Annotated in this window: 23 protein-coding genes and 1 pseudogene; 21 read left to right on the top strand and 3 right to left on the bottom strand. The window is 44.3% G+C overall.

The window, feature by feature from the left end:
- The first annotated feature begins 38 nt into the window (after positions 1 to 38).
- From ACWGXJ_RS13400 to mobB, 6 genes are all read left to right on the top strand, one after another.
- On the top strand, positions 39 to 491 hold the full coding sequence (locus ACWGXJ_RS13400; protein ID WP_452566942.1) for an SRPBCC family protein: 453 nt from the start codon (positions 39 to 41) through the stop codon (positions 489 to 491).
- Positions 492 to 682: 191 nt separating this feature from the next.
- The gene (locus ACWGXJ_RS13395) at positions 683 to 1,396 is read left to right on the top strand and encodes a hypothetical protein (protein ID WP_165176975.1); all 714 of its coding nucleotides are present in this window, start codon (positions 683 to 685) and stop codon (positions 1,394 to 1,396) included.
- Positions 1,347 to 1,895 (top strand): accessory gene regulator ArgB-like protein, encoded by a 549-nt coding sequence (locus tag ACWGXJ_RS13390; protein WP_348619840.1) that lies wholly within the window; start codon positions 1,347 to 1,349, stop codon positions 1,893 to 1,895. Before ACWGXJ_RS13395 ends, ACWGXJ_RS13390 begins: the two co-directional genes overlap by 50 nt.
- Positions 1,868 to 1,999: a hypothetical protein gene (locus tag ACWGXJ_RS13385; RefSeq protein ID WP_023988946.1), complete on the top strand. Its 132-nt coding sequence runs from the start codon at positions 1,868 to 1,870 to the stop codon at positions 1,997 to 1,999. Before ACWGXJ_RS13390 ends, ACWGXJ_RS13385 begins: the two co-directional genes overlap by 28 nt.
- A gap of 283 nt (positions 2,000 to 2,282) precedes the next feature.
- Complete coding sequence (locus tag ACWGXJ_RS13380) at positions 2,283 to 3,560, top strand: molybdopterin molybdotransferase MoeA (RefSeq protein WP_452566941.1); 1,278 nt, start codon at positions 2,283 to 2,285, stop codon at positions 3,558 to 3,560.
- Entirely contained in the window at positions 3,557 to 4,078 is a 522-nt protein-coding gene (mobB, locus tag ACWGXJ_RS13375; protein ID WP_452566940.1) for a molybdopterin-guanine dinucleotide biosynthesis protein B, read from the top strand. The genes ACWGXJ_RS13380 and mobB overlap by 4 nt, the downstream gene beginning before the upstream one ends.
- Positions 4,079 to 4,108: 30 nt before the next feature.
- Here the strand turns inward: mobB and xerS are convergent, their stop codons facing one another.
- Complete coding sequence (gene xerS, locus ACWGXJ_RS13370; RefSeq protein WP_452566939.1) at positions 4,109 to 5,209, bottom strand: tyrosine recombinase XerS; 1,101 nt, start codon at positions 5,207 to 5,209, stop codon at positions 4,109 to 4,111.
- Between the two features lie 116 nt (positions 5,210 to 5,325).
- On the opposite strand from xerS, the gene ACWGXJ_RS13365 reads away from it, so the two are divergent.
- From ACWGXJ_RS13365 to ACWGXJ_RS13345, 5 genes are all read left to right on the top strand, one after another.
- Positions 5,326 to 5,835 (top strand): GNAT family N-acetyltransferase, encoded by a 510-nt coding sequence (locus tag ACWGXJ_RS13365; RefSeq protein WP_452566938.1) that lies wholly within the window; start codon positions 5,326 to 5,328, stop codon positions 5,833 to 5,835.
- 273 nt (positions 5,836 to 6,108) lie between these two features.
- Positions 6,109 to 6,336, top strand: a complete 228-nt coding sequence (locus ACWGXJ_RS13360; protein WP_452566937.1) for a hypothetical protein — start codon at positions 6,109 to 6,111, stop codon at positions 6,334 to 6,336.
- 130 nt (positions 6,337 to 6,466) lie between these two features.
- Positions 6,467 to 6,709, top strand: a complete 243-nt coding sequence (locus tag ACWGXJ_RS13355; protein WP_452566936.1) for an oligopeptide/dipeptide ABC transporter ATP-binding protein — start codon at positions 6,467 to 6,469, stop codon at positions 6,707 to 6,709.
- A gap of 114 nt (positions 6,710 to 6,823) precedes the next feature.
- The gene (locus tag ACWGXJ_RS13350; RefSeq protein WP_322172289.1) at positions 6,824 to 7,996 is read left to right on the top strand and encodes a M20 metallopeptidase family protein; all 1,173 of its coding nucleotides are present in this window, start codon (positions 6,824 to 6,826) and stop codon (positions 7,994 to 7,996) included.
- A gap of 481 nt (positions 7,997 to 8,477) precedes the next feature.
- Positions 8,478 to 11,549 (top strand): X2-like carbohydrate binding domain-containing protein, encoded by a 3,072-nt coding sequence (locus ACWGXJ_RS13345; RefSeq protein WP_452566935.1) that lies wholly within the window; start codon positions 8,478 to 8,480, stop codon positions 11,547 to 11,549.
- 344 nt (positions 11,550 to 11,893) lie between these two features.
- Here ACWGXJ_RS13345 and ACWGXJ_RS13340 read toward each other — a convergent pair whose 3' ends face one another.
- Entirely contained in the window at positions 11,894 to 12,811 is a 918-nt protein-coding gene (locus ACWGXJ_RS13340) for an AEC family transporter (protein WP_025682690.1), read from the bottom strand.
- Between the two features lie 252 nt (positions 12,812 to 13,063).
- On the opposite strand from ACWGXJ_RS13340, the gene ACWGXJ_RS13335 reads away from it, so the two are divergent.
- Together ACWGXJ_RS13335 and ACWGXJ_RS13330 are read left to right on the top strand one after the other, a co-directional pair.
- Positions 13,064 to 14,038: a copper amine oxidase N-terminal domain-containing protein gene (locus ACWGXJ_RS13335; RefSeq protein WP_452566934.1), complete on the top strand. Its 975-nt coding sequence runs from the start codon at positions 13,064 to 13,066 to the stop codon at positions 14,036 to 14,038.
- A 240-nt stretch (positions 14,039 to 14,278) separates the two neighbouring features.
- A pseudogene (locus ACWGXJ_RS13330) lies at positions 14,279 to 15,067 on the top strand (SDR family oxidoreductase).
- 68 nt (positions 15,068 to 15,135) lie between these two features.
- Here the strand turns inward: ACWGXJ_RS13330 and ACWGXJ_RS13325 are convergent.
- Positions 15,136 to 15,861: a DsbA family oxidoreductase gene (locus ACWGXJ_RS13325; RefSeq protein WP_452566933.1), complete on the bottom strand. Its 726-nt coding sequence runs from the start codon at positions 15,859 to 15,861 to the stop codon at positions 15,136 to 15,138.
- Positions 15,862 to 16,073: 212 nt separating this feature from the next.
- Here ACWGXJ_RS13325 and ACWGXJ_RS13320 point away from each other — a divergent pair, with 212 nt between their 5' ends.
- From ACWGXJ_RS13320 to ACWGXJ_RS13285, 8 genes are all read left to right on the top strand, one after another.
- Positions 16,074 to 17,102 (top strand): LacI family DNA-binding transcriptional regulator, encoded by a 1,029-nt coding sequence (locus ACWGXJ_RS13320; protein ID WP_039273211.1) that lies wholly within the window; start codon positions 16,074 to 16,076, stop codon positions 17,100 to 17,102.
- Positions 17,095 to 17,973, top strand: coding sequence for a ribokinase (gene rbsK, locus ACWGXJ_RS13315; RefSeq protein ID WP_452567904.1), 879 nt, complete (start codon positions 17,095 to 17,097; stop codon positions 17,971 to 17,973). Before ACWGXJ_RS13320 ends, rbsK begins: the two co-directional genes overlap by 8 nt.
- Before the next feature lies 1 nt (position 17,974).
- Positions 17,975 to 18,409: a D-ribose pyranase gene (gene rbsD / locus ACWGXJ_RS13310; RefSeq protein WP_039273206.1), complete on the top strand. Its 435-nt coding sequence runs from the start codon at positions 17,975 to 17,977 to the stop codon at positions 18,407 to 18,409.
- 30 nt (positions 18,410 to 18,439) lie between these two features.
- Positions 18,440 to 19,921 (top strand): sugar ABC transporter ATP-binding protein, encoded by a 1,482-nt coding sequence (locus ACWGXJ_RS13305; RefSeq protein ID WP_029517485.1) that lies wholly within the window; start codon positions 18,440 to 18,442, stop codon positions 19,919 to 19,921.
- Between the two features lies 1 nt (position 19,922).
- Entirely contained in the window at positions 19,923 to 20,891 is a 969-nt protein-coding gene (locus ACWGXJ_RS13300; RefSeq protein ID WP_013310465.1) for an ABC transporter permease subunit, read from the top strand.
- 34 nt (positions 20,892 to 20,925) lie between these two features.
- Complete coding sequence (gene rbsB, locus ACWGXJ_RS13295; protein ID WP_452566932.1) at positions 20,926 to 21,846, top strand: ribose ABC transporter substrate-binding protein RbsB; 921 nt, start codon at positions 20,926 to 20,928, stop codon at positions 21,844 to 21,846.
- A 218-nt stretch (positions 21,847 to 22,064) separates the two neighbouring features.
- Positions 22,065 to 23,072: an ABC transporter substrate-binding protein gene (locus ACWGXJ_RS13290; RefSeq protein WP_452566931.1), complete on the top strand. Its 1,008-nt coding sequence runs from the start codon at positions 22,065 to 22,067 to the stop codon at positions 23,070 to 23,072.
- A gap of 37 nt (positions 23,073 to 23,109) precedes the next feature.
- Positions 23,110 to 24,825, top strand: a complete 1,716-nt coding sequence (locus ACWGXJ_RS13285) for an ABC transporter ATP-binding protein (RefSeq protein ID WP_025720642.1) — start codon at positions 23,110 to 23,112, stop codon at positions 24,823 to 24,825.
- Positions 24,826 to 24,876 lie beyond the last annotated feature (51 nt).

The raw sequence follows: 24,876 nt of genomic DNA, 5'->3' as shown, positions 1-24,876 counted from the left end.
AATCAAAACTCTGTTTGATTGAAGGGAGCGAAAATTAAATGGTACTATCTATTTCTTGGCCAGATCTTTCACAAAGACCATTTAATCTAATGGTGGAACGAAAAATGGAGTGTTCTCCGAATGTCCTGTATCAGGCGTGGACGAAGCAGTTTGATAGTTGGTTTGCAGCCCCAGGATCAGTATTAATGGAGGCTGAAGTGAACACGACCTTCTTTTTCGAAACGCATTTTGAAGGGAAGCGTCATCCACATTACGGAAGATTTCTAAGACTTGAGCAAAACAGACTTATCGAGCTGACTTGGGTTACTGGCGAAGGCGGCACCAAGGGAGCTGAAACAGTGGTCACCGTTGAGCTTAAACCTCGCGGTAATGGCACGCATCTTTACTTAACGCATGCAGGTTTTCCAGATGAGAATTCAAGGAACCAACATGAGCAGGCTTGGCCGCTTGTAATCGAGCAGCTCGACAAAAGGAAGATGCCAGATAGATAATTCAGAAGGTTACAGGCTAAAATTGCAACAAGAGGACGATTTTAAAATCGTTCTTTTCATATTTTTTGACGACAAAAATAATATTTACCTTACATAAAAACAAATATTACCAGTTTACTAGATTATTTCATTGCCACATCTATTAGTAAAATATACAATTACAACAGGCGAAATAAGAGGATGGTGTATCTGTGTTATCTGCTTTTTTATATATATTACTTGGTGTATTCGATGCTTTGGCCGCTGTTATTTTGGTCTTAAAGCTTTATATGCTTCCCGTGAGGGAATATCGCACAAAAATATTATTCTATGCAATGGGCATAGCTTTGTTTTCCTTTCTAATGAGGGAAGTTATAGGCTTGCCTAAATTAGATTTGCCGCTTCAGTATTTGTTAATGGTTATCTTTTTTAGATTCGGTTTAGGGATCAAAACCCATCTAGCAGCTTTTTCTGCTGGTTCAGGTCTAACGGCCTACATTAACCTACAACTTTTTGTATTTCTGTTTGCGTATTTTTTTGGAGTAGCAGAACCAGGTGCTATTAATGATACTTCTGGCTCTTCTATTTACGTTATTCAGTTATCTTCTATTATTATTGCGTGTTTTATTTCTTATATAATGGGAAAATATAACTTTGGTTTCTCATTTATAATTCAGCCTCCACATGATTTTTTAAGAGTTGAAAATTACTTATCATCCCTAAATAAGCTGTTGATTCTAGGTGCTCTAATATCAGCTGTCACGATTTTTATTACTTTGTATATGCTCTATAGTTCAAACACCATAGGATTGCTATCTATTTCATTGCTTACTTTCGGCGTGTCGTATTTCTTTTCAGAGAGAGGAGATTATGAGGATGCTAGAAGCGCTATCACGGTACATCGCAACGGAAATAAAAAAAGCTGATCCTGATGGTCCAACAAGTGTAGAAGTGATGGAATATGCGCTTGGTATAAAAATTACCGAAGTATCGTCGATACTAATGGTTGCGATTATTGCTTGGATGACTGGGCATTTTTGGGGGGCGTTATTAGCTCTAGTAACTATCATGTTTGTAAGAAAATTTTCAGGAGGGGCACACTTCAGTAATCTTACATTTTGTGTCTGTTTTACAACGGCAATATGTGTAACTATACCTCTCGTCTTTTTAAATTTATCAACGATTTTGATTATTAATGCTTGTTCAGTATTAGTGTTTTTAGTTTATGCACCCAATCATTTTATTTATATTCGTAAGACCAATAACCACAAATATTATAAAACGGTATGTGTATTGATTTGTGCGGTGAATTTTTTAGTACAATCCCACATAATATGCTTAGCTTTAGCTATTCAAGCATTCAGTATTCTTCCTTTATGGAAAGGAGGTGAACGAAAATGGATAAGAAATTGGCGAGAGCTTTAAATTTAAGACTGGGAAAATATGCTAACGAATCTACCAAAAACGAAAAAACAGTATTTGGCGCTAAACCGATACCGGCAGAGCTCAAGAAAAAAGAAAAGAACTGATTATGTACCGCGTTACTCTAGACATTGTTTTTATACGATCGGGCTAACCGCACAGGCTTGTAAGGAAGCTTTTTAGCTGTGAGATTGGGCCTGGTACGATTCGAAGCTTCACTTGCTCTATTTCTCATAATAAGCTTGAAGCACTTAAAAAGTTATGGAAATGACCCGTGGAATTCACGGGTTATTTTTATTGCCATACATACTTAGACACCCCCCGATTTGCCAGATAACGGTTTTAGCGTTATAACAGAAAGAGGGCATTTTAGAAGAACGGAGTGAAATTATGAATCATACATCATTAAACGCAGAAAAATTCCAGCGTAAAGCAGTCCAGGTGGAAGAGGCGCAAAGCAGGATAGCTAGTCATGTTAAACAGGGTGAAAGGGAAGACGTAGAGCTGGAACAGGCGCATGGACGTTATTTGGCAATGGATTTGACCGCACCACACCCGTATCCCCGTTTTCGTCGCTCAGGTATGGACGGTTATGCGATCCTTGGCTCGGACACCGAAGTCTGCTCGTCCGGTCAGGAAATCTGGTTACATGTGATTGATGAAATTCCATGTGGCACCGTATCGGACAAGCGGGTGAAAACTGGAATGGCTGCCCGTATCATGACAGGAGCGCAATTACCTGATGGAGCGGACACGGTTGTCATGCTGGAAGCTACACAGCTGCGTGAGGAAAATGGACAGACATATGTCGGCTTGAAGAAGCGTATGGAGATTGGCAAAAATGTGACACAGATTGGTCATGAGATTCAGGAAGGTCAGCTTTTGCTTAGTAAGGGAACCTGCCTGGGAGCAGGGCACATCTCGGTACTGGCTACTTTTGGAGTACATCAGGTACCTGTTTACAGGAAGCCAAGGGTGGCCGTTTTTTCTACAGGATCGGAATTACTAGCAGTGGATGAGCCGTTACAACCAGGGAAAATTCGAAACAGTAATACATATATGCTGGCTTCTCAAATTAGAGAGGCAGGAGGAGAGCCGTTCATTTTACAAGCCATTCATGATGATTTGAGTCTTGCCCGTACCTCTGTACGTGAAGCCATAGCTGCCTATGATATCGTGGTCACGAGTGGAGGAGTATCGGTGGGGGATTTTGATATTATGGGTGACCTGGTACGACAGGAAGATGTGAATATGCTGTTCAACAAGGTTACGATGCGTCCAGGAAGTGTGACCACAGCCGCAGTGATTGACGGCAAGCTGTTATTTGCGCTTTCAGGCAACCCCGGTGCGTGCTTTGTAGGCTGTGAGCTGTTTGTACGGCCGACGATCCAAATGATGTTATCTTCGGCACATCCATATTTACAAACCTGGACGGCGAAGTTAGGCGCAGATTATACGAAGGTAAACAACTATACACGCTTTGTACGCAGCTCTCTGGAGATACGTGGTGGGCAAGTATACGCGATTCCTGCGCGAGTAGATGAATCCAGTGTCATGGTGACCATTAAGGACAGCGACTGTCTGATCGTAATTCCTCCTACAACAGAAGGATTACGCGAAGGTGAAGAGGTGCGAGTACTGGTATTACAAGGTGGACAGGTAACGTGAATACGAAACATCCATTTGTATGTCAAATCGTCGGATTCAAAAATACGGGGAAAACGACCTTTCTCGGAGGGTTGATTCGTTATGTGCAGAAGTCAGGTCTACGCGTAGCAGTGATCAAGCATGATGGACATGAATTTGAAATGGATCATGAGGGTACAGATACGTACAAGCACCGACAGGCGGGTGCTGAAGGCGTAGCTATTGTTTCGGCTGGAAGAACAGCCATTTTAGAGGAGCATAGTCAGCCTGTCACCAGTCTGATCCGGCATTTTCAGGCCTATGATTGTGTGTTGCTGGAAGGCTTCAAGCAGGAGGATTATCCAAAGCTGGTCATGGTGAAGGAACAATTGGATGCTCAGCTTACCGGTAAGCTGACAAATGTACAGGGAGTAGCGGTTTGGGAGCATCAAATGGATTGGGCTCAAGGTCACTACTCAGATGAAATGATACAGATATTTCCTGCCGAGGCCAACGGACCCGCAGGCCGCTGGCTACTCGAACAGATCAAAAGCAGATAGAAGGAATGAGGAATAAGCAGGGGTGAGACATCAATCGGCTGAGTCGGTTAGAGTCTCTACCCGCCGTTCGATCGCCTGGGACATAGTTTTGTCAGTCAGGTGGGCATACACTTCTGTTGTTTCTGTCGAAGCGTGCCCCAGTTGTTCCTTTGTTTTGTAAATATCATTTTGTAAATAATAATCAGTAGCAAAGGAATGACGAAGCTTATGCACGGTAAGGTAAGGCTTGCCGAAACGCTTGGCGTACTTGATGATCATTGCCTGAATCGCTCTTTTGGTCATCCGTTTGCCTTCTGTACTGCCGTTAGGACGTGCGACAAAGAGAGCTTTTTCTTTTTTGGGGGCGCGGTAACGGGTATGTCTCAGGGACAAATAAAGTATGAGATCATCTTTGGATTGCTCGCGGAAATACACCGGCGTTTTAAAGGTTTCGTCGTTATTGCCTTTGCGGTACACATATAATAATTTATTGTTTATGTCTAAATCATCTAGATTCAGATTGACGATTTCAGATACGCGCAGGCCTGAGTTCAAAATGAGGCTGGCGATGCAGGCATCCCGTTCCTTATTTAGTTCATAGGAGTATAACGCCTGCTTGTTATCGGCCAAATCCTGACCATAGCCTTCATAAATATAACCGATGAATTCAAGCAGTTCTTCCTCTTCCAGTATTTTACCTTTAAGCTTGGCCGCCGTATCCTTGGGTTTATGTATACGCTTGATTTCGACCTTGGCCATAATGTTGCGTTTGAGCAATGGATAAAAATTTTCATCCTCAGCGATCTGACTCAAATAATGAAAAAGCGAACGCAGGGACGATAGCTTACGTGAAATGGTAATACGGGAGTTGGAGCCTTCGCGCTTAGTAGACAGGAATAATCGAAAGCCTGTAATACTGTCCATATGAAGTTTCTCCAATTCTTCCAGTGTAACTTGGGCATTTGTTTCTCCAGTAGACAAGCCTTCCGAGCGAAGCCATGAAAAGAAAGCTTCGTAATCCCGCACATATTCTAGTAATGTGGAAGGGGACAGGTCGGGCAGCTTGTAATCCATAAATTGCTGCACGTACCATGGTAATCCCGGCATTTTTTCATCTAGTTTGCGCCGGTCGATGATCTTTTGTATATTCATTGGGTTCCACCTCGTCCGGTCATAATATATATGTATTTTAGCATATTTTGAACAGCACTGGATGGGATGTAATTCGAAGTTTAAGAACAGATTGAACCGCCAAGAGAGGTGAAAGTATGGGGTATAATATCAAATCGGAACTGAAGCTGTCTATTAAGAGTGTACCGGAGTCGCAAAAGGACATTATTGTACAGCTCATGCAATTTTATTTATACGATTTTACAGCCTATCTTCGAATTGATGTCACTGAGAAGGGTACATTCCCGGCTTATCCAGACTTGTATCAATATTGGACGAGCGGTGAACAGAAGCTACCTTTTCTGATTTGGAGACAGGATATTCCTGTGGGCTTTGCACTCGTTGACCGAATGTCCAGCAATCGAGAAGCTGACTACTACATGGCTGAGTTCTTTGTACTTCGTCCTTATCGGCATAATGGGGTTGGGACTTGGGCGGCTCATGAGCTGTTTGGACGTCTTAACGGACGTTGGAAGGTGACCCAAATGAGCACCAATAGGCCGGCACAATCCTTTTGGCGTAAGGTGATTGGAAGCTATACGAAAGGTGAGTACAGGGAACAAACACATCCGGTAAGAGGGAATGTAAGTCAGTTTTTCAATACCTGAAAAATTCGAAATAGAAAGTCAGTAACAAAAAAGAGTCGGGGAGAGTATCCTGTCGGCTCTTTTTTGTTGTCAATTCAAGTCTTCTAAGAGACCAGTTGGACCCGAAAAGAAATGCAAATTAGCATCAAAAAGCCTATTCTTAAATGCTATAGAAGGAGGGAGTTCGTTTGTCATCATTGCTGAAGATTGAACATTTATACGGTCGAATTTCACACTAAAAAAGGTTTACTGCAAGCACTCGACAACGTATCACTAACGATCAGGACGGGAGAAATGGTCTGCCCCAACGGTGAATCCGGCAGCGGAAAAACGTTTACCCCCAAGTCGATTATGCGGCTAACCGATTATGAAAACGGACGAATTGCCCAAGGACAAATACGGTTGCAGTACATAGATTTGACCGTTTTGTCGCAGCAGGAATTAAGCTCACTTCGCGGCAAAAAGATGGCGATGGTATTTCAGGAGCCGATGTCGGCGTTTGATCCGGTGATGTGGTCCTGATCTGCTATGGTTCGCGGTTTCCGCATGAGTTTTCGGGAGGACGCGCCAACGAATCGGGATAGCCCGTGCCATTGCTCTGTATAGGGGTTATGTACTTGGGGGAACTTGTAGAATTGCTCCAAGTGACGAGTTGTTCAGGCATCCTGCCCATCCGTATACCCGAGGGCTTGTTGCATCGATACCTAATCCAAATCCGAAAAACCGCCGGGAGTTAATTACGATGCAAGGTGAGATTCCTTCGCCTGCGAAGCCTCCATCCGGCTGTCGTTTTCATACCCGCTGTCCACTAGCGACCTCGCGTTGCCGTGAGGAAGTACCTGAACTGACAGCGATTAGCACAGGACATTATGCCGCTTGTCATTACCCGTCCTAGGTTCAAGACACCCCTTTGATCTACTATCGGCATGATAAGAGAACTACATTCTATAGGCCGTTCATGGTAAGATAAGGATAGAAGTATATAAATTCAATAGGAAAAGAGGGTATTATGCTAGAAAAATGGGTTCAGGAATTAAAAGATGGTGAACAAGAGCTGATTGCATGGAGAAGACATCTACATCAGCATCCCGAGCTTTCTTTTGAAGAAACGAATACGTCTGCATTTATCGCCGATCAATTGCGCTCTTTTGGCATTGAGGTAAGAACGAATGTGGGTGGAAACGGTGTGCTCGGGTTTTTAGAAGGCGGTCAGCCAGGTAGAACGATTGCATTTCGTGCTGATTTTGATGCGCTTCCCATTCAGGATGAAAAGGATGTGCCTTATAAATCGACCGTTCCGGGTGTTATGCATGCCTGCGGACATGATGGTCACACGGCTGCGTTACTTGGAGTGGCACGCGTATTGAGCCATAACCGTGAGGCGTTGAAGGGAAAGCTTGTGTTTATTTTTCAACATGCAGAAGAAAAACCGCCTGGTGGAGCCAAGTTTATGATTGAGGATGGCTGTCTGGATGGGGTAGAGGCGGTATACGGTATTCACCTCGCCTCTGAAATTCCGCTTGGTAAAATTGGATTAAAGAGTGGGCCTGCGATGGCGGCTGTCGACGCGTTTACGATCCAGATCAACGGTAAAGGCGGGCATGGCGCACGACCGCATCAGACGGTGGACTCTATTGTTATCGGCAGTCAAATTGTGAACGGGTTGCAGCAGGTGGTTAGTCGCAGGGTGGACCCTATTGAATCAGCAGTGTTAACGATTGGGGTATTTCAAGCTGGAACTGCCTTTAATGTGATTGCAGATAAGGCCAAAATTGAAGGGACCGTACGTACGTTTAATAAGGAAGTGCGTAAGGAAGTCGAGAATGAAATTCGCAGTATCGTCAAGGGATTGACTGAGGCTTATCATGCCGGATACGAAATTGACTATTTGAATGGCTATCCTTCTTTGGTGAATGCCGAAGCCGAAACGGAACGTGTACGCGAGCTCATCGGCAGATTGTATGGAGCAGACGCTTTTTTGGATTTGAAGCCGGTCATGGGAGCAGAGGATTTTGCTTATTATTTGGAGCATCGACCGGGAGCATTCATTCATGTGGGTGCACGTAATGAGGATGAACGAACGCATTTTGCTCATCACCATCCTCACTTTGATTTTGATGAGCGAGCATTGCTCGTCTCAGGACATATTTTTTTAGCTCTGGCGCTTGAATACTTGCAATAATATGCATATGTTTATGACTGACGACAGTATTAACGGAAGCAACTGAAGCTGGAACCGCGCATAGCGCGGTTTTTTGTTGTAAATCAAAGTATTTTGACACCCATAAAGAATGAAAATGAGGTAATTATTTCATTATATGAAAAATTCATAATAGAAATAAATCAAAGGTGTTAACTCTGAAGGAAGTCTAAACCTCATATTATAAGCTGAGGAGCAGGAGATAATATTGTATTATCTTGATTTTTCGCACAAGGAGATGAGAAAAAGGTGACGAATCTATTGAGCAAGACACCGATGTAAGCGCTGACAAAACGAGTGTTGCACCGTATATATTGGTTGAATGGGGGTGAGCCTGAGAAAACATTTGTCAGATTTGTGAGAAGCAACGATAACGATAGGAACGTATTCAGAATCGGCTGATTACTTTGATCTCAAAATGACTCGCATATTCAAATGATAATGAAGAAGGAGGTTGAATTCATTGACTAAGGCAAAAAACAGGTTGAGAATTGCTTGTTTGGCGCTTGTGGTAGCGGGTGCTTCCTGGACAGGAATGATAGCACCGGCTCATGCTGCTCCAAGTGACGATTACAGTTGGAAAAGTGTCGTTACGGGTGGAGGTGGTGGTTTTGTACCTGGCATTATTTTTAATGAAACGGAAAAAGACCTAATCTATGCCCGTACAGATATTGGAGGAGCTTACCGCTGGAATGCTGCCAATGAGAGCTGGATTCCGCTGACGGATTCTGTGGGCTGGGAGGATTGGAACAAAAATGGTGTCGATGCACTGGCGACCGATCCTGTTGATCCGAATCGTGTATATATAGCTACAGGTACGTATACTAATTCATGGGATAAACAAAACGGGCAAATTATGCGTTCCACGGACAGGGGCAATACGTGGCAGACAACCAAGCTTCCTTTTAAGGTGGGGGGCAATATGCCGGGGCGTTCAATGGGTGAACGTCTGACGATTGATCCAAATAAGAATAATATTTTGTTCTTTGGAGCTCGAAGTGGTAATGGACTATGGAAAAGCTCTGACTTCGGAGCAACTTGGAGCAAGATGAGCAGTTTCCCGAATCCAGGGACGTATGTACAGGACCCTTCCAATGAATATACCAGTGACATTGTCGGTTTGACCTGGATTACCTTTGACAAAAAAACAGGCTCTTCCAGTAAAGCAACGCAGACGATCTATGTAGGTGTTGCAGATAAAAAGCAAAGTGTCTATCGCAGTACAGATGGCGGGACAACCTGGTCTGCTATAGCGGGACAGCCTACGGGCTATTTGCCACATCACGGTGTGTTATCAGCGGACGGCAACTTGTATATTTCTTATAGCGATGGAGCTGGTCCATATGACGGAACAAAGGGTGAACTGTGGAAATTGAATACAGCAAGCGGGCAGTGGACTAACATTAGCCCTATTGGTAGCAGCAGCGCGGACAATCATTTTGGATATGGTGGACTGACGGTGGATGTCCAGAAGCCAGGTACACTTATGGTTGCTACCTTGAATGCCTGGTGGCCGGATGAAACGATTTACCGCAGCACGGATAGTGGGGCAACCTGGAGTCCTATTTGGGAATTCGATGGTTATCCGTCTCGCAAGCTGAAATACAATCTGGATATAAACGGTGCGCCTTGGCTGACTTTCAATGCCAACCCTGCTCCACCGGAAGTATCGCCCAAGCTGGGCTGGATGATCGGAGATCTGGAGATAGATCCGTTTAATTCAGACCATATGCTGTATGGCACTGGAGCTACGATTTATGGCTCTAAAAACCTGACCAATTGGGATAAAGGAGGAAAGCTGGATATTTCAGTAGCCGCTAAAGGGGTAGAGGAAACGGCGATTTTGGATTTGGTAAGCCCTCCAGTTGGCGCGCCTTTGGTGAGCGCAGTAGGTGATGTCTCTGGTTTCAGGCATGACGATCTGTTCAAGGCTCCAGCTAAAATGCTGGATAATCCGACCTTTACAAGCAGCGAAAGCATTGACTATGCCGAGCTGAATCCTTCTTTTATGGCCCGGGTAGGTAAAGCGGATTATAAAAAAGATCCAAATGCCAAATCCATCGGTTTTTCCAATGATGGCGGAGCCAACTGGTATAAGGCAAATAGCGAGCCTTCCGGTACAGCAGGAGGAGGCAGCATCGCCGTAGCGGCAGATGGGAATGGCTTGCTGTGGAGTACATCGGACAAAGGTGTGTTCTACTCCAAAACTGGCGGCAACGCATGGACAGCAAGCACAGGGATTCCAGCGAATGCAAAGATCGTCTCTGATCGAGTGAATCCTAATAAATATTACGCATTTGCCTCCGGGAAAATATATGTGAGCACCAATGGAGGCGTATCCTTTACGCCATCAGCGGTAACTGGCTTACCGACAGCAGGTAATGCTGATATTGATGCTGTACGAGGAGCAGAAGGAGATGTATGGTTCGCCGGAGGCTCCGAGGATGGAGGAGCATATGGCTTATGGCATTCGAAGGATTCTGGCGCTACGTTCACCAAGCTCTCTAATGTGCAGGAAGCGGATTTTGTAGGCTTTGGTAAGGCAGCGCCGAACCGTACGAATGCAGCGGTATTTATCGTTGGTAAAATTGATGGTACACGTGGATTTTACCGTTCGGACGATGCTGGCGCAAACTGGGCGCGCATTAATGATGACAAGCATCAATATGCTCGAGTGACCAAAATTATTGGGGACCCTCGGGTTTACGGACGTGCTTATCTGGGAACGAATGGCCGCGGCATTCTGGTGGCAGATCGTGTGGGTGGTGATCAGCCATCTACCGGGCAAGCAAGTATTACACCAACGACTGCAACCTATGGAGTAGATAACAGCAATACCGATATTACTGTCAAGCTTACACTTAACGGTAATACGCTAGAAGCGATCAAGCAGGGGAGCGTGGTGCTGAACAAGGGTGAAGATTATACAGTTAGTGAAGAAACAGTCGTTCTTACTAACAAGTATTTATCGAAACTTCCTAAAGGAGAGACCACGCTCAACTTCCATTTTAGTACAGGCACTGATGCGTTGTTCACGATTACGGTGAAAGGGGATACGCCAAGTGAGCGGGGAACAGGCGAGGGCGTTCTGAAGGTGCAAGCCTTCAATGGGAATGTATCCGCCACAAGCAATACAATCAGTTCCAAATTTAAAATAACCAATACGGGAACCTCATCAATTTCCCTAGCAGACGTGACATTGCGGTATTTTTACACCATTAACGGGGAGAAAGCACAAAATTTCTTCACGGATTGGTCGAGCGTCGGTACAGGGAATGTGATTGCTAGCTTCAAAACATTATCCAATGCGAAGCCAGGGGCAGATTCTTATGCAGAAATCGGGTTTAACTCAGCTGCGAGTTCTTTAGAGCCCGGTCAAAGTGTGGAGTTGCAAACCCGGATATCCAAAGAGGACTGGAGCAGTTACACGCAAACCGATGATTATTCATTTAATCCCACAGCAAACAGTTTACAAGATTCTGCTAAAATAACCGCTTACCTGTCTGGAAGCAAGCAATGGGGAATTGAGCCCTAAACCTTAATAAGGATAATCCTAAGTCAGCCACTCTAATGAGTGAGCTGGCTTTATTTTTGATGATCTTGTTGTCCCGCATTCTTTTTTAGGGAAAAAGCAACGACAAATTGAAAACAGGCAGATAATAGAGATTCAAATTAAAGAGTATAATTATTTCACTATATGAAAAATTCATAATAGAAAAAAACTCTTTCTCGCATACGATATCCACAAAACAAACACACCACTTTAAGTAGAAAAAGAAACACTTACGGGAACATATGTTCTTTTATCTCGAAAAAGGAAACGCTCCTGTCCTTAGACAAAAAGCGTCTCTAATCCATTTTTTATATTGATCATACACCTCAAACAAGATGCCGGGATGCTGAAATTAATAGGGTCATCGTAATGACATTCACAATCGTGGAAAGTAATACTGTTTGTGCGGCAAAATCGGGTTCATTTTTATATTCTTCCGCCAAAATACTTGTATTAACACCGGTAGGCATACCCGATGCAATGAGCAAGGCTTGAGCGGGAATCCCCTTAAGACCCAGCAGCAAGACGAGCATAAAACCGACTATTGGACCAGCAATCAGGCGTAGTACCATACTGATGTACACGGCTGTCCGGCGCAAACGAAAGGGATATTGTACAATTTGTGCTCCCAAAGTAAGCAGAGCCACGGCAACCATCGACTGACTAATATAATTCAAAGGTTCAGCCAGTAAATTAGGCAATGGACTATGCAGCAGATTTAGGAGCAAACCTAGCGCAAGCGCATAGGGAACAGGCATTTTTAAAAAATTAATTAATATTTTTCGAGTATTGGCCTTGCCGTTTTGCACAACAAAAGTGCCGTATGTAAATGTGACAAAGCTTTGAAAGGTCATAATCAGAGCTTGAACGGAAATGGCCAAAGGGTCACCTTTGAACACCAACTGATTGATTGGCAGACCATAATTTCCTGAATTATCTAGCATTACACTATTTGTAAAAGCTCCACGCATTCCGGGACTGTATTTCAGAGATCTGGCGACGGTAGTGCTGATTACGTACAGAATAGCTATGTACAAGGCATAAAAAAGTGAAACCTCACCCATGAGCATTAAAGAAATTTCCGAGTTATAAAGACCCGTAAACACAACTGCGGGGGTGATATAGTAAAAATTGATTTTAGCTAAGGTATACAAATCCAGTCGAAAAAAATATTGCATGATACAACCAAAACCGATAAGTACAAAAATAGGTAAAACAACGTCCAAAAGAATGGTGCCGAACATGTCTGTTTCATCTTCTTTCTATTATGCGAATGTAAAGGCTGATACTTAAAAATGCATGTGTAATTCTCATTATACTGTGTAAATAGGTTAGGCGTATAATAAAATTTTATAGTGGTTTTTGGCAATCTGGACTGCGGCTATATTGGTGTCTCACACATTAGTTAAAGAAAAGATAAAAAATCAGCTTAGAGAAGCCGTTAATACATCTAGGGACATTTGAGCCCGGTCTTTACTATAAGGAGGAATCGCATCATGAGAAACACTTGGACAGCTTTACTAGCGTGTATACTGGTCTTGGGATTGGCAGCGGGAACCGCTGAAGCCAAGCAGGGACGCGGAAATGATCAGGAGAACAAACAGGAAGCAAAGACGTCTGTTAAAGACGGGAATGAAAAGAGCGGGGAAGAGCTAATCAATCCCCATGACTCAGACAATGATCAGTCCAAAAAACAAAAGGACAAAGCATCCGGTAAAAAGGATGAAAACAGTAAAAAAGAAAAACACGCAGAAATCAGAAAAACCGAACCTGTTGCAGTAACGGATGATACGTACGAAGAGTCCAAAGACCATAATGGTCACAAGGGACGCAACGGTTACAAGGGTCTGCTTCACGCGGTAGAAAATACGAAGGATAAGCCGGCAGGAGCGGTTATTGCGAATCTGCTGCTTACGAAATACCCGGACCGTTTGACTCCAGAGCAGGTTGCTGAACTTGAATTGATTCGGAATTCTGGTAAAGCACTGACTGAAGCAGCTGAGCTACTAGCTGAAAACGGAAATGTGACAGATGCCGTATACATGCAGGAGGAGGCGGTACTGGCTAATGTGTCCGACCTGGACAGCTACAAAAAGCTCGGTGAATTCTCGAAGAAGGCCGGACGGTCGTCGGGTATGAAGCTGTTCGTGAATGGTGAAGAATACGATGCCAAACCGATTAACCGCAAGGGGACCACACTTGTTCCGTTTAGAACAGCTTCCGAAGCTTTGGATGCAAAGGTTTCCTGGGATCCGAAAGAAAAGGCTGTTACTGTCACCCGTAACGGCGTGTCCGTCAAATTATTTGTTAACAGTCCGAAAGCATATATTAACGGTCAGCCGTATTCTATCGAGCAGCCAGCATCCATAGTGGATGGGACGACAATGGTACCTGTAAGGGTAATCGGAGAGGCCTTGGGGACAAATGTTAAATGGGAGCCTGAGAGCCAGTCCGTTGTTGTATACGAGTAGCCAACAACAACTACTACTACATCAACATCATAACGTGTTGTAAACAAACAAAATTTTGTGAACAAAAAGGGCCCCTGACTAAATGTCAGGCCTTTTTGTTTTACCTTGCAATTAATGATTTCGTATTCTTTTTAATGGTGAGAAGATAGATAGCCTTCATGATACTACCAAGCTATTCGCATTATGTGCTGGTCATGTGTACAATTAAATAGAGAACACTGAGAAAAGGGAGTGTTATAGATGGATTTAGGATTAACGGGAAAAATAGCCTTTGTTGCAGGTTCCAGTAAAGGACTTGGCAAGGCAAGCGCACGGGAGCTGGCACGCGAGGGTGCGAATGTCGTCATTTCAGGACGGAACGAAGCAGAGCTTCAGCGGACGCAGGCGGAATTACTGGAAACAGCGAGTGGCCGCGTTGAATATGTTGTTTGCGATGTAACAAAACCAGAACATATCTCCCAGGCCATCCGCCGTACAGCCGATTTATTTGGCACCGTTGATATTTTGGTTAACAATGCGGGTGGGCCTCCTGCCGGTACCTTTGATGATTTTACAGATGAAGTGTGGATGCAGGCCTTTGAACAAAATTTACTTAGTCATATCCGGTTGATCCGTGAGGTGTTACCTTATATGAAAAAACAACAAAACGGTAGGATTTTAAATATTGCTTCTTCCTCAGTTAAGCAGCCAATTCCGGGGTTAATCATTTCAAATACGCTACGTACGTGAGTCGCTGGATTGGCGAAAACATTGTCTCTGGAATTAGCTCCTCATAATATTCTGGTACATACTGTAGCACCGGGGAGAATTGCAACCGATCGCGTGCGTAGCTTGGACGAGCATCGAGCAGAGAAAACCCAGCAAACGACGGATCAGGTTCGTAAACAAGCAGAAGAGGGCATTCCATTGGGGCGGTATGGAGAGCCTGAAGAGTTCGGTAAAGTTGTTGCTTTTCTGGCGTCTTCAGCTTCATCCTATTTGACAGGGAGCACCATCCTTGTGGATGGCGGAATGATTAAATCGTTATAAAATAAAGATGCGTGCCAGCTCAGGTTTAATTGGGTGCTGGCACGCTTTTTTAAAATTTATCTAAATCTTCATTCACGGCCTGGAAGCTCACAACCCTCATCGGTACATATACCACCTGCATCTTGTTTGGACGAGCTGCCGCTTATCATGGTGAAAGGTGAGCGTTCATCCCATGCTTTTTGAAGCGCATCATGGAATACTTCCTCCGGCTGGGCACCAGAAACAGCAAATTTTCGATCAAATACAAAGAATGGCACACCCTGAACACCTAACTCAGCGCCTTCGGCTTCATCAGCTCTAACTTCGTCGGTAAAACGATCACTGGCTAATATAGCAGCCGCTTCCTTTTGATCCAAACCAACCTCAGTAGCCAGCGCTACCAGCACTTCATGATCCCCTGTATGCTTGCCTTCGATGAATACAGCCTGGAATAAACGCTCGCTCAGCTCCAGCATTTTGCCTTGTGTTTGAGCCCAAAGTGTTAAGCGGTGAGCATCAAGAGAGTTCGTCGGCACCATGGCATGAATATTATAATCAAGACCCGCAGAGCGTGCGTTTTCGTTCATTCGATCATTCATAGCCTGAGCCTCTTGCAGACTGACCCCATATTTAGCGGATAGTTCTTCATTGATCGTTTTACCGCTATCTCTCACAGCATCCGGGTTCAATTCGAAACTCTTGAATGTCAATTGCACCTCATTGCGATGTGGAAATTGCTGTAATACTTGCTCCAAACGGCGTTTGCCAATATAACAGAATGGGCACATATAATCAGACCATACTTCAATATTCATCAGGAAAAAGCCTCCATGTATACGTATTTTATTGAGTAACCGGGAGAGGTGCTCCCCACTTTAGAATGTGCATAAAGGTGGAACTTCATTAGTTACAATAAGAATTATAAAGCTAAAGCATTCAACGTGCAAATAATTAATGCTTGTCAAAAAATTAATGCTATGATATTTTATATGTGTAACCGGTTACACATTGGAGTTGAACCTACACTATGACAACAATTAAAGAAGTCGCCAGCTTTGCAGGTGTTTCCGTAGCGACCGTATCCAGAGTTATTAATGAAACTGGATATGTACATGAGGATACACGGCGAAAGGTTGAGGCTGCTGTGAAGAAGTTAAATTACAAGCCCAATGAAGTTGCACGTTCTCTGTATAAAAAGAAATCCAGATTAATCGGCCTGCTGCTGCCGGATATTACGAACCCTTACTTTCCCTTGTTAGCTCGTGGGGTGGAGGATCGAATGCAGGAAAATGATTTTCGGATTATTTTCGGTAATAGTGATGAAGATCGCCAAAAAGAATTGGATTACATGGATACTTTTGTTCAAAATAATGTCGTTGGTGTTATTTCTTCTACCAATGATCCCGATGCCGACTGTTACGCCAAACTGAAGATCCCGGTCGTTTTTCTCGATCGAACTTCCAGTGACAGTCTCTCCGTATATGCGGATGGAGCCCATGGCGGTTGCTTGGCTGCTCAAGAAATGGTTGCCCGCGGCAGCAAACAAATTACAGTCATGCAGGGCCCTGCACATATTCGTCCAGCACAAGACCGTTTTCGCGGGGCGGTTGAAGAGCTTCAGCAATCCGGAATTGCTTACCATGTGGTCGAGACAACTTCCTTTTCATTCAAGGAGGCCGAGTCGTGGGCCAAAGAGCTGTTTAGCAAGTACCCGGATACGGACGGAGTTATCGCAAGTAACGATATCGTGGCTACAGCGGTGATGCATGAGGCACATAGATTAGGAAAGAAAATCCCGGATGATGTTCAAATTATCGGGTTTGATGATATACCATTAAGCAGTTTGTTATTCCCGCCTTTGTCAACGATCCGACAACCTGCTTATGAAATGGGCTGGGAAGCAGCAGGACTACTCATTCAGCTGATTGAGCAGTCGCAAGTAACGAAGTCAAGCGTACCTAATCTTCATTCGAAAGTACTTACCTATTCAAGCATACAATTGCCCGTCAAATTTATAGAACGGGAAACGACGAGAAAGGTGGATTATGATGGCTAAAATTTCGATTATCGGAAGCAGTTCTATGGATCTCGTAGTTACTTCGTCCAAACGTCCCGGTGCTGGTGAAACGGTATTGGGTGAAAGCTTTACAACCGTACCTGGAGGTAAAGGAGCCAATCAGGCAGTAGCCGCAGCACGACTCGGAGCAGCCGTTACGATGATTGGACGTGTAGGGGATGACCATTTTGGAGAACAGATTTTACGAAATTTTGAAGAAAATCATGTTCATACTGGTTATGTGAAACCGGTTACACATATGGAAAGCGGTACAGCGCATATTGTACTCGCTGAAGGTGATAACAGTATTGTCGTGGTAAAAGCAGCAAATAATGAAGTGACACCCGCCTATGTGGAAGAAGCGCTTGACGTCATCCGAAGTTCGGATATTGTGCTAATTCAACAGGAAATACCAACAGAAACGGTTGTTTATGTAAGCGAGATTTGTGCGAAATACCAGATACCCTTGTTGCTGAATCCAGCCCCGGCTCGTGAAGTGGAAGAAAGCGTAATTGCGAATGCGACCTACATTACGCCAAACGAGCATGAAGCTGCCATTATGTTTAAGGATATGAGCCTGCAAGAAGCGTTGCGTAAATATCCCAACAAGCTGTTTGTGACTGAGGGCAGCAACGGTGTACGATTTTTCGACGGAGAACAGGAAGTCGTGGTTCCTACTTATAAAGTAGAAGCCGTTGATACAACAGGTGCAGGAGATACGTTTAACGCTGCTTTTGCAGTGGCACTGGCCGAAGGAAAATCGCTGGCCGACAGTGTGAAATTTGCTAATCGTGCTGCGTCATTGTCCGTAACCAAATTTGGAGCCCAAGGTGGAATGCCAACCCGTCGTGAAGTGGAGGAGCAAATATAATATGAAGAAACATGGAATCCTAAACAGTCATATATCCAAAATACTGTCGGATCTCGGCCACACAGACTATATTGTCGTGGCTGATGCCGGCTTACCTGTTCCTGAAGGCGTTACCAAAATTGATTTGGCCCTTAAACTGGGTGTTCCATCCTTTCAGGACGTCGTTGATGTCATTGCAGCAGATATGGTGATCGAAAAAGTAACGCTGGCCGAAGAAATCAAACAAGAAAATGAACAAGCATTGCAGTATATTATGCGCAACTTTGCAGGGGAGCAATTAGAACATCCACAGATTAATAAGCAGGCTGCCGTCATTGAGTTTTGCTCTCATGAACAATTCAAGGAGCTGACCCGTTATGCGAAGGCGGTCATTCGTACAGGAGAGGCTAAGCCATTTGCCAATTGTATTTTACAGGCAGGAGTTCATTTTGGATAAATCAATGTTGAATAAAAAGGAGGGTACAGCATGCAGATTCAAATGAAAGGAATTCACAAAGCCTTTGGAACCAATCAGGTACTGAGTGGTGTTGACTTTGATCTTCGTGAAGGAGAAGTCCATGCCCTCATGGGTGAAAATGGTGCAGGAAAATCAACACTGATGAATATTTTAATCGGACTGCATCGGCGAGATGAGGGAACGATCATCATTGACGGCCAGGAAACCTATTTTGCCGACCCCAAAGAAGCGGAGCAAAAAGGAATTGCTTTTATTCACCAGGAACTGAATGTGTGGCCGGAGATGACCGTGCTGGAAAATCTGTTTATCGGCAAGGAAATGACATCCAAGTGGGGCTTACTAGACAGCTCTAAAATGAAAGCGTTAGCAAATGAGCAATTCAGCAAGCTTTCGGTAAACCTTCCATTGAACGGTGAAGCAGGCGAGTGTTCAGTGGGTCAACAGCAGATGATTGAAATAGCCAAAGCACTCATGACGGATGCTAAAGTTATCGTGATGGATGAGCCGACAGCCGCCTTAACCGAACGTGAAATTCAGAAGCTGTTCGAGGTTATTACTTCTTTGAAAAAAGATGGTGTTTCGATCGTGTATATTTCACATCGGATGGAGGAGATATTCGCGATCTGTGATCGGATTACCATCATGCGTGACGGGAAAACGGTGGATACTCAGGCGATTCCCGATACGAATTTTGATGAAGTTGTACGGAAAATGGTAGGTAGAGAGCTGACTGAACGCTATCCGGTAAGAACGCCCGCTTTGGGAGAAGTGGTGCTGGAGGTCAAAAATGCTACGCATAAAGGCTTGTTTGAAAATGTGAATTTTACTGTGCGGTCTGGTGAAATTGTAGGTTTTTCAGGCTTGATGGGCTCGGGACGAACCGAGATCATGAGGGCGTTATTTGGACTGGATGCTTTGGATCGTGGTGAGATCCATGTACGTGGAAAAAAGGTGACTATTCGCAAGCCGGATGACGCGGTGAAACTAGGGATTGGCTTCATTACAGAAGACCGAAAAGATGAGGGCTTGGTTCTGGATTTTTCCATTCGGGAAAATATGGTGCTGCCAAATCTCTTTAGCTTTACCTCAAAAGGATTTATTTCAGGTAAAAAAGAGTTGGATTTTGTTAACACTTTAATTAAGCGCTTACAAATTAAAACCCAATCGGGTGAAACAACAGTTCGCAGTTTGTCAGGTGGTAATCAGCAAAAGGTGGTTATTGCCAAATGGGTAGGTATTGGTCCAAATGTACTCATTCTTGACGAACCGACGAGAGGTGTGGATGTGGGAGCCAAGCGGGAAATCTACCAGTTGATGAACGAGCTGACCGAACGTGGAGTCGCGATTATCATGGTATCCTCGGAACTCCCTGAGGTACTCGGCATGAGCGATCGTATTGTCGTGGTGCACGAGGGAAAGATCAGCGGAGAGCTGAGCAGGGAAGAAGCCACACAAGAAAATATTATGACGCTAGCTACAGGAGGACAGTAATATGACAACTATGAATGAATCAAAAAGCAGCAAAGGCTTTCAAATGTCACAAATCACACAGAAGCTTGGCCCGTTGTTGGGACTCATTATTTTGGTGATTATCGTATCGGTCTTAAATCCCAGCTTTTTGGAACCGCTTAATATTTTGAATTTATTGCGCCAGGTATCCATTAATGCGTTGATTGCGTTCGGTATGACCTTCGTTATTCTCACAGGCGGAATAGATTTGTCAGTCGGCTCCATATTAGCACTATCCAGTGCGTTTGTCGCAAATATGATGCTGGCCGGGTTCGATCCTATTTTGGCGATTATCATCGGCTGTGCATTGGGTGGCGTGATGGGGATGGTCAACGGCTTGATGATTACGAAGGGTAAAATGGCTCCGTTCATCGCTACACTAGCAACCATGACCATTTTCAGAGGATTGACACTCGTTTATACCAATGGTAACCCTATTACAGGACTCGGGGACAGTCTGGTATTTCAATTGTTCGGTCGTGGCTATCAGTTCGGTATTCCGGTTCCAGCGATTACGATGCTTATTACCTTTGCTGTCCTATGGATCATTTTGCATAAAACACCATTCGGACGTAAAACGTATGCCATTGGTGGTAACGAGAAGGCTTCGATTGTATCTGGTATTAAAGTGCCGCGTGTAAAAATTTGGATTTACTCTCTTGCTGGAATGCTCTCCGCATTGGCGGGAGCTATCTTGACTTCACGTTTGAACTCGGCGCAACCGACAGCAGGTACTTCTTATGAATTGGACGCCATTGCGGCTGTCGTATTAGGTGGAACAAGTCTCTCGGGAGGACGCGGACGAATCGTAGGTACGTTAATTGGTGTGCTTATCATCGGTACACTAAACAATGGCTTGAACTTGCTGGGGGTTAACTCATTTTATCAAATGGTAGTAAAAGGGATAGTCATCGCTATTGCTGTATTGATTGACCGTAAAAAATCCGCATAATACACCTAATCTGCGTAGAAGGAGACACATAAATATGAAAAAGCTTACATTAATCATGACTGCATTGCTGCTCCTGCTCATGACAGGGTGTTCCTTGGAACCGCCCGAATGGGCGAAACCTAAAGCGGCCGCGAACCTGAAGGACATCAAAATCGGCTTGTCGATCTCAACACTGAATAATCCATTCTTCGTATCTCTCAAAGACGGAGTTGTGGCAGAGGCCAAAAAACAAGGAATGCAGGTCATTGTTGTGGATGCACAAAATGATTCGGCGAAACAAAGTAATGATGTGGATGATCTGATTCAACAGGGAGTAAACACGTTACTTATTAATCCGACAGATTCGTCGGCCATCTCCACTGTGGTACAATCAGCGAATGCATTGAACATCCCGGTTATTACACTGGATCGTTCTGCTGACAAAGGCGCTGTAAAAGCACTCGTCGCTTCAGACAACGTAGAGGGAGGACGAATGGCTGCCAGATATGTGGTTGATCAAGTTGGAAAAGGTGCCAAGGTGATTGAGCTGGAAGGTGTTCCAGGAGCATCCGCTACCCGTGAACGCGGAAAAGGATTTCATGAAGTAGCAGATAAGGATCTGAAAGTCATAGCCAAACAATCGGCCGATTTTGATCGGACCAAAGGTTTGAACGTGATGGAAAATCTGCTGCAAGGCAACCCGGACGTTCAGGCAGTATTTGCCCACAATGATGAAATGGCGTTGGGTGCGATCGAAGCAATCCAAAGCTCAGGTAAAAACATTCCAGTCATCGGTTTTGACGGTAACGAGGATGCGCTTAAATCAATTAAGGAAGGGAAACTGACAGCCACCGTAGCTCAGCAACCCGAGCTTATTGGTCAATTGGCGGTGCAGGCAGCCAAGGATGTACTTCAAGGTAAAACCGTAAAAACATCAATTCCCGCTAAGCTGGAGTTAGTGGATCAATCGAAATAAAAAGGGCGCTTGACCCAACATATTAAGCTATTCGGACTGATGCTGTAATGCGCATCAGTCTTTTTTTGGCTATTCTACGATGACGATACATACACATAAATGGAAGTTTTTTATTTTTGTATTGTAAGAAGAGACGGTAAAAGATAGAATAACAATTGTATGATAATGAGAATCACTATCATATTATGAATTATATATATCTAAGGAGGACGTATATTGTGCAACAAAGGTACAGATTAAAATGGGAATCCACGCTTTGTCTTGTAGTTCTTTTGATGGTTGTATTGAGTGCATGTGGAAACGCAGCTAGCAACAACCAGACAAACGACAAGACCAGCACTAATGATCCTTCCGGGCAATCCAAGACGGTTGTCATGCGCGAATATACTGATGCCACTGGCAATAAGATCAGTATCCCTGCCAATCCACAGCGAGTTGTCACGACACAATATTTGGATGCTATGCTGGCCTTGGGAGTTAAGCCTGTAGGTGCTGCTTCCCATTTGTTGGAAGGCGACTATTTAAAAGGTAAGATTGACGGAGTTGCGGATATTGGGAACCCGACAAATGTAGAAAAGGTGCTGGAGTTACAACCGGACCTGATCATCACAACAGAATATACCACGCCCGAAGTAAAGGAGCAGCTAGAGAAAATTGCTCCAACCGTAGTCGTTTCGTTTGGAGAAGGCGATGTATTTGAGCAACTGCGGAGTGTCGCAGCCGTGCTGGGTAAGGACAAGGAAGCCGAGCAGTGGATCACTAGTTTCAACAAAAAGGCTGAGGAAGGTCGAAAGAAGCTGGTTGGAAAATTCAAAAAAGATGAAACGGTTACGATTTATATGGCCTACGATAAGAATGTGTTAAGGGTATACGGAGCGCGGAATGTAGGACATGTTATTTACCGTTCACTGGAATTGAATCCTCCTGAGTACATACGCCAGAAGCTGGCGAAGGACCCGAGATTTAATTATGTTTATGATGTTATTTCAATGGAAAAGTTACCTGAACTATCAGGAGACCGAATTATTATGCTGGTTTATGATGAAGCGAGCAAGGACGGAATGCTTAAGCAAATTGAGCAAAGTGCATTGTGGAGAAATCTCCCGGCTGTCAAAAACCACAAAGTGTATTTCATCAAAGCCGATCCGTGGTTTACCTACTCACCGCTAGCCGTTGACCAATCACTCGATGAGGCTGTTAAAATGTTTTCCGTTGATCCGAAGTGATCAGTTCAATTGAAATAAGAAAGGAGAAGTCATAACCATGCTTAGACGATTTTTTGAATACTACCGTCCTTACCGGACTTTGTTCATCATTGATTTCTCTTGTGCCTTGCTGGCTGCACTGCTGGAGTTAGCTTTTCCGCTTGCAGTCAACCGGGTGGTCGATGATTTGCTGCCCAGCGGGAACTGGAAATGGATTTTATATGCCTGTCTGGCTCTACTCGGTATTTATGTCATAAGTGCTGCGCTGAATTACGTGGTTACCTATTGGGGACACAAGCTGGGCATTAACATCGAATCGGACATGCGTAAAAAGCTGTTTGATCGGGTACAAAAGCAATCGTTTCGGTTTTTTGACAATAACAAAACAGGGCATCTCGTTTCACGTATGACCAACGATCTAATGGATATTGGGGAAATTGCCCACCACGGACCCGAAGATTTGTTCATCGCGTTGATGACACTGGGGGGAGCCTTTGGTATCATGCTCGGTATTAACTGGAAGCTGGCTGTACTGACTTTCATCATTGTACCCCTCATGATTTACTTGTCTCTTTATTTCAGCCGTAAAATGTCTGCTGCTTTCCATCGTATGTTTTCTGATATTGCGGATTATAACGCTCGTATTGAAAATAATGTAAGCGGGATTCGTGTTGTTCAAGCGTTCTCCAACGAAGCACATGAAATGGAACGGTTTGCTGAAAATAATGGGCGTTTCCGTAAAACGAAGCTGATCGCGTACCGGATTATGGCCTGGAATTCCTCGATTAGTTTTATACTAATGAAGCTGGTTTCATTGTTTGTGCTAGTATGTGGAACATGGTTTGTTATTGAAGGACAGATGACCTACGGGGAATTTATCGCATTTGTAATGCTGTCTAATGTATTCCTGGGGCCGATTAAACAAATTAATTCTGTCATCGAAACGTATCCAAAAGGGATTGCCGGCTTCCGACGATACCTGGATTTGCTGGAAAGTGAATCGGATGTAGAAGATCTGCCTGGGGCCAAGGCGGTTAGCCATCTTAATGGAGATATTCAATTTGCAGGTGTAACGTTTGGTTACGAAAACAAAGATAAGGTATTACGCAAAGTGGACCTATCTATCCATGCGGGTGAAACCGTAGCACTTGTGGGTCCTTCAGGAGCAGGTAAAACGACACTTTGCAGTTTGTTGCCTCGCTTCTACGATGTCGAGGAAGGTAGCATTACTATTGATGGAATGGATATCCGTGAAATGAAGCTGGAATCGCTGCGATCCATGATTGGTATCGTACAGCAGGATGTATTCCTCTTTGATGGAACGATTCGTGAAAATATTGCTTACGGTAAGCTCGATGCTTCGGAAGAAGAAATCTGGGATGCTGCTCGTCGAGCTCAGATTGAAGACCTTGTTCGCTCATATCCGGATGGTCTGGATACAATGATCGGTGAGCGAGGTGTGAAGCTCTCCGGTGGTCAAAAGCAACGTTTGTCTATTGCCCGGATGTTCCTTAAAAATCCGCCAATTCTCATTTTAGATGAAGCAACATCAGCATTGGATACAGAGACAGAAGCCGCGATTCAGCAAGCGCTGACAGAGCTATCCCAAGGCCGTACGACACTCGTTATCGCGCATCGTCTGGCAACGATCAAAAATGCTGACCGCATTATCGTAGTTGCAGATCAAGGGATTGCCGAGCAAGGCAGACATGAAGAGTTATTGGCAGTAAAAGGGGCATATAGCCGCCTGCACCAAGCTCAATACGGAACGTAAATAGGCCAATATGACACCGTAAATAGAGAGAGGAATGAACAGGTTTGACAA

The sequence above is a fragment of the Paenibacillus sp. S33 genome, from assembly GCF_053615415.1.
Note: the sequence above shows the minus strand (reverse complement) of the source record. Positions and strands in the feature narration are given on the sequence as shown.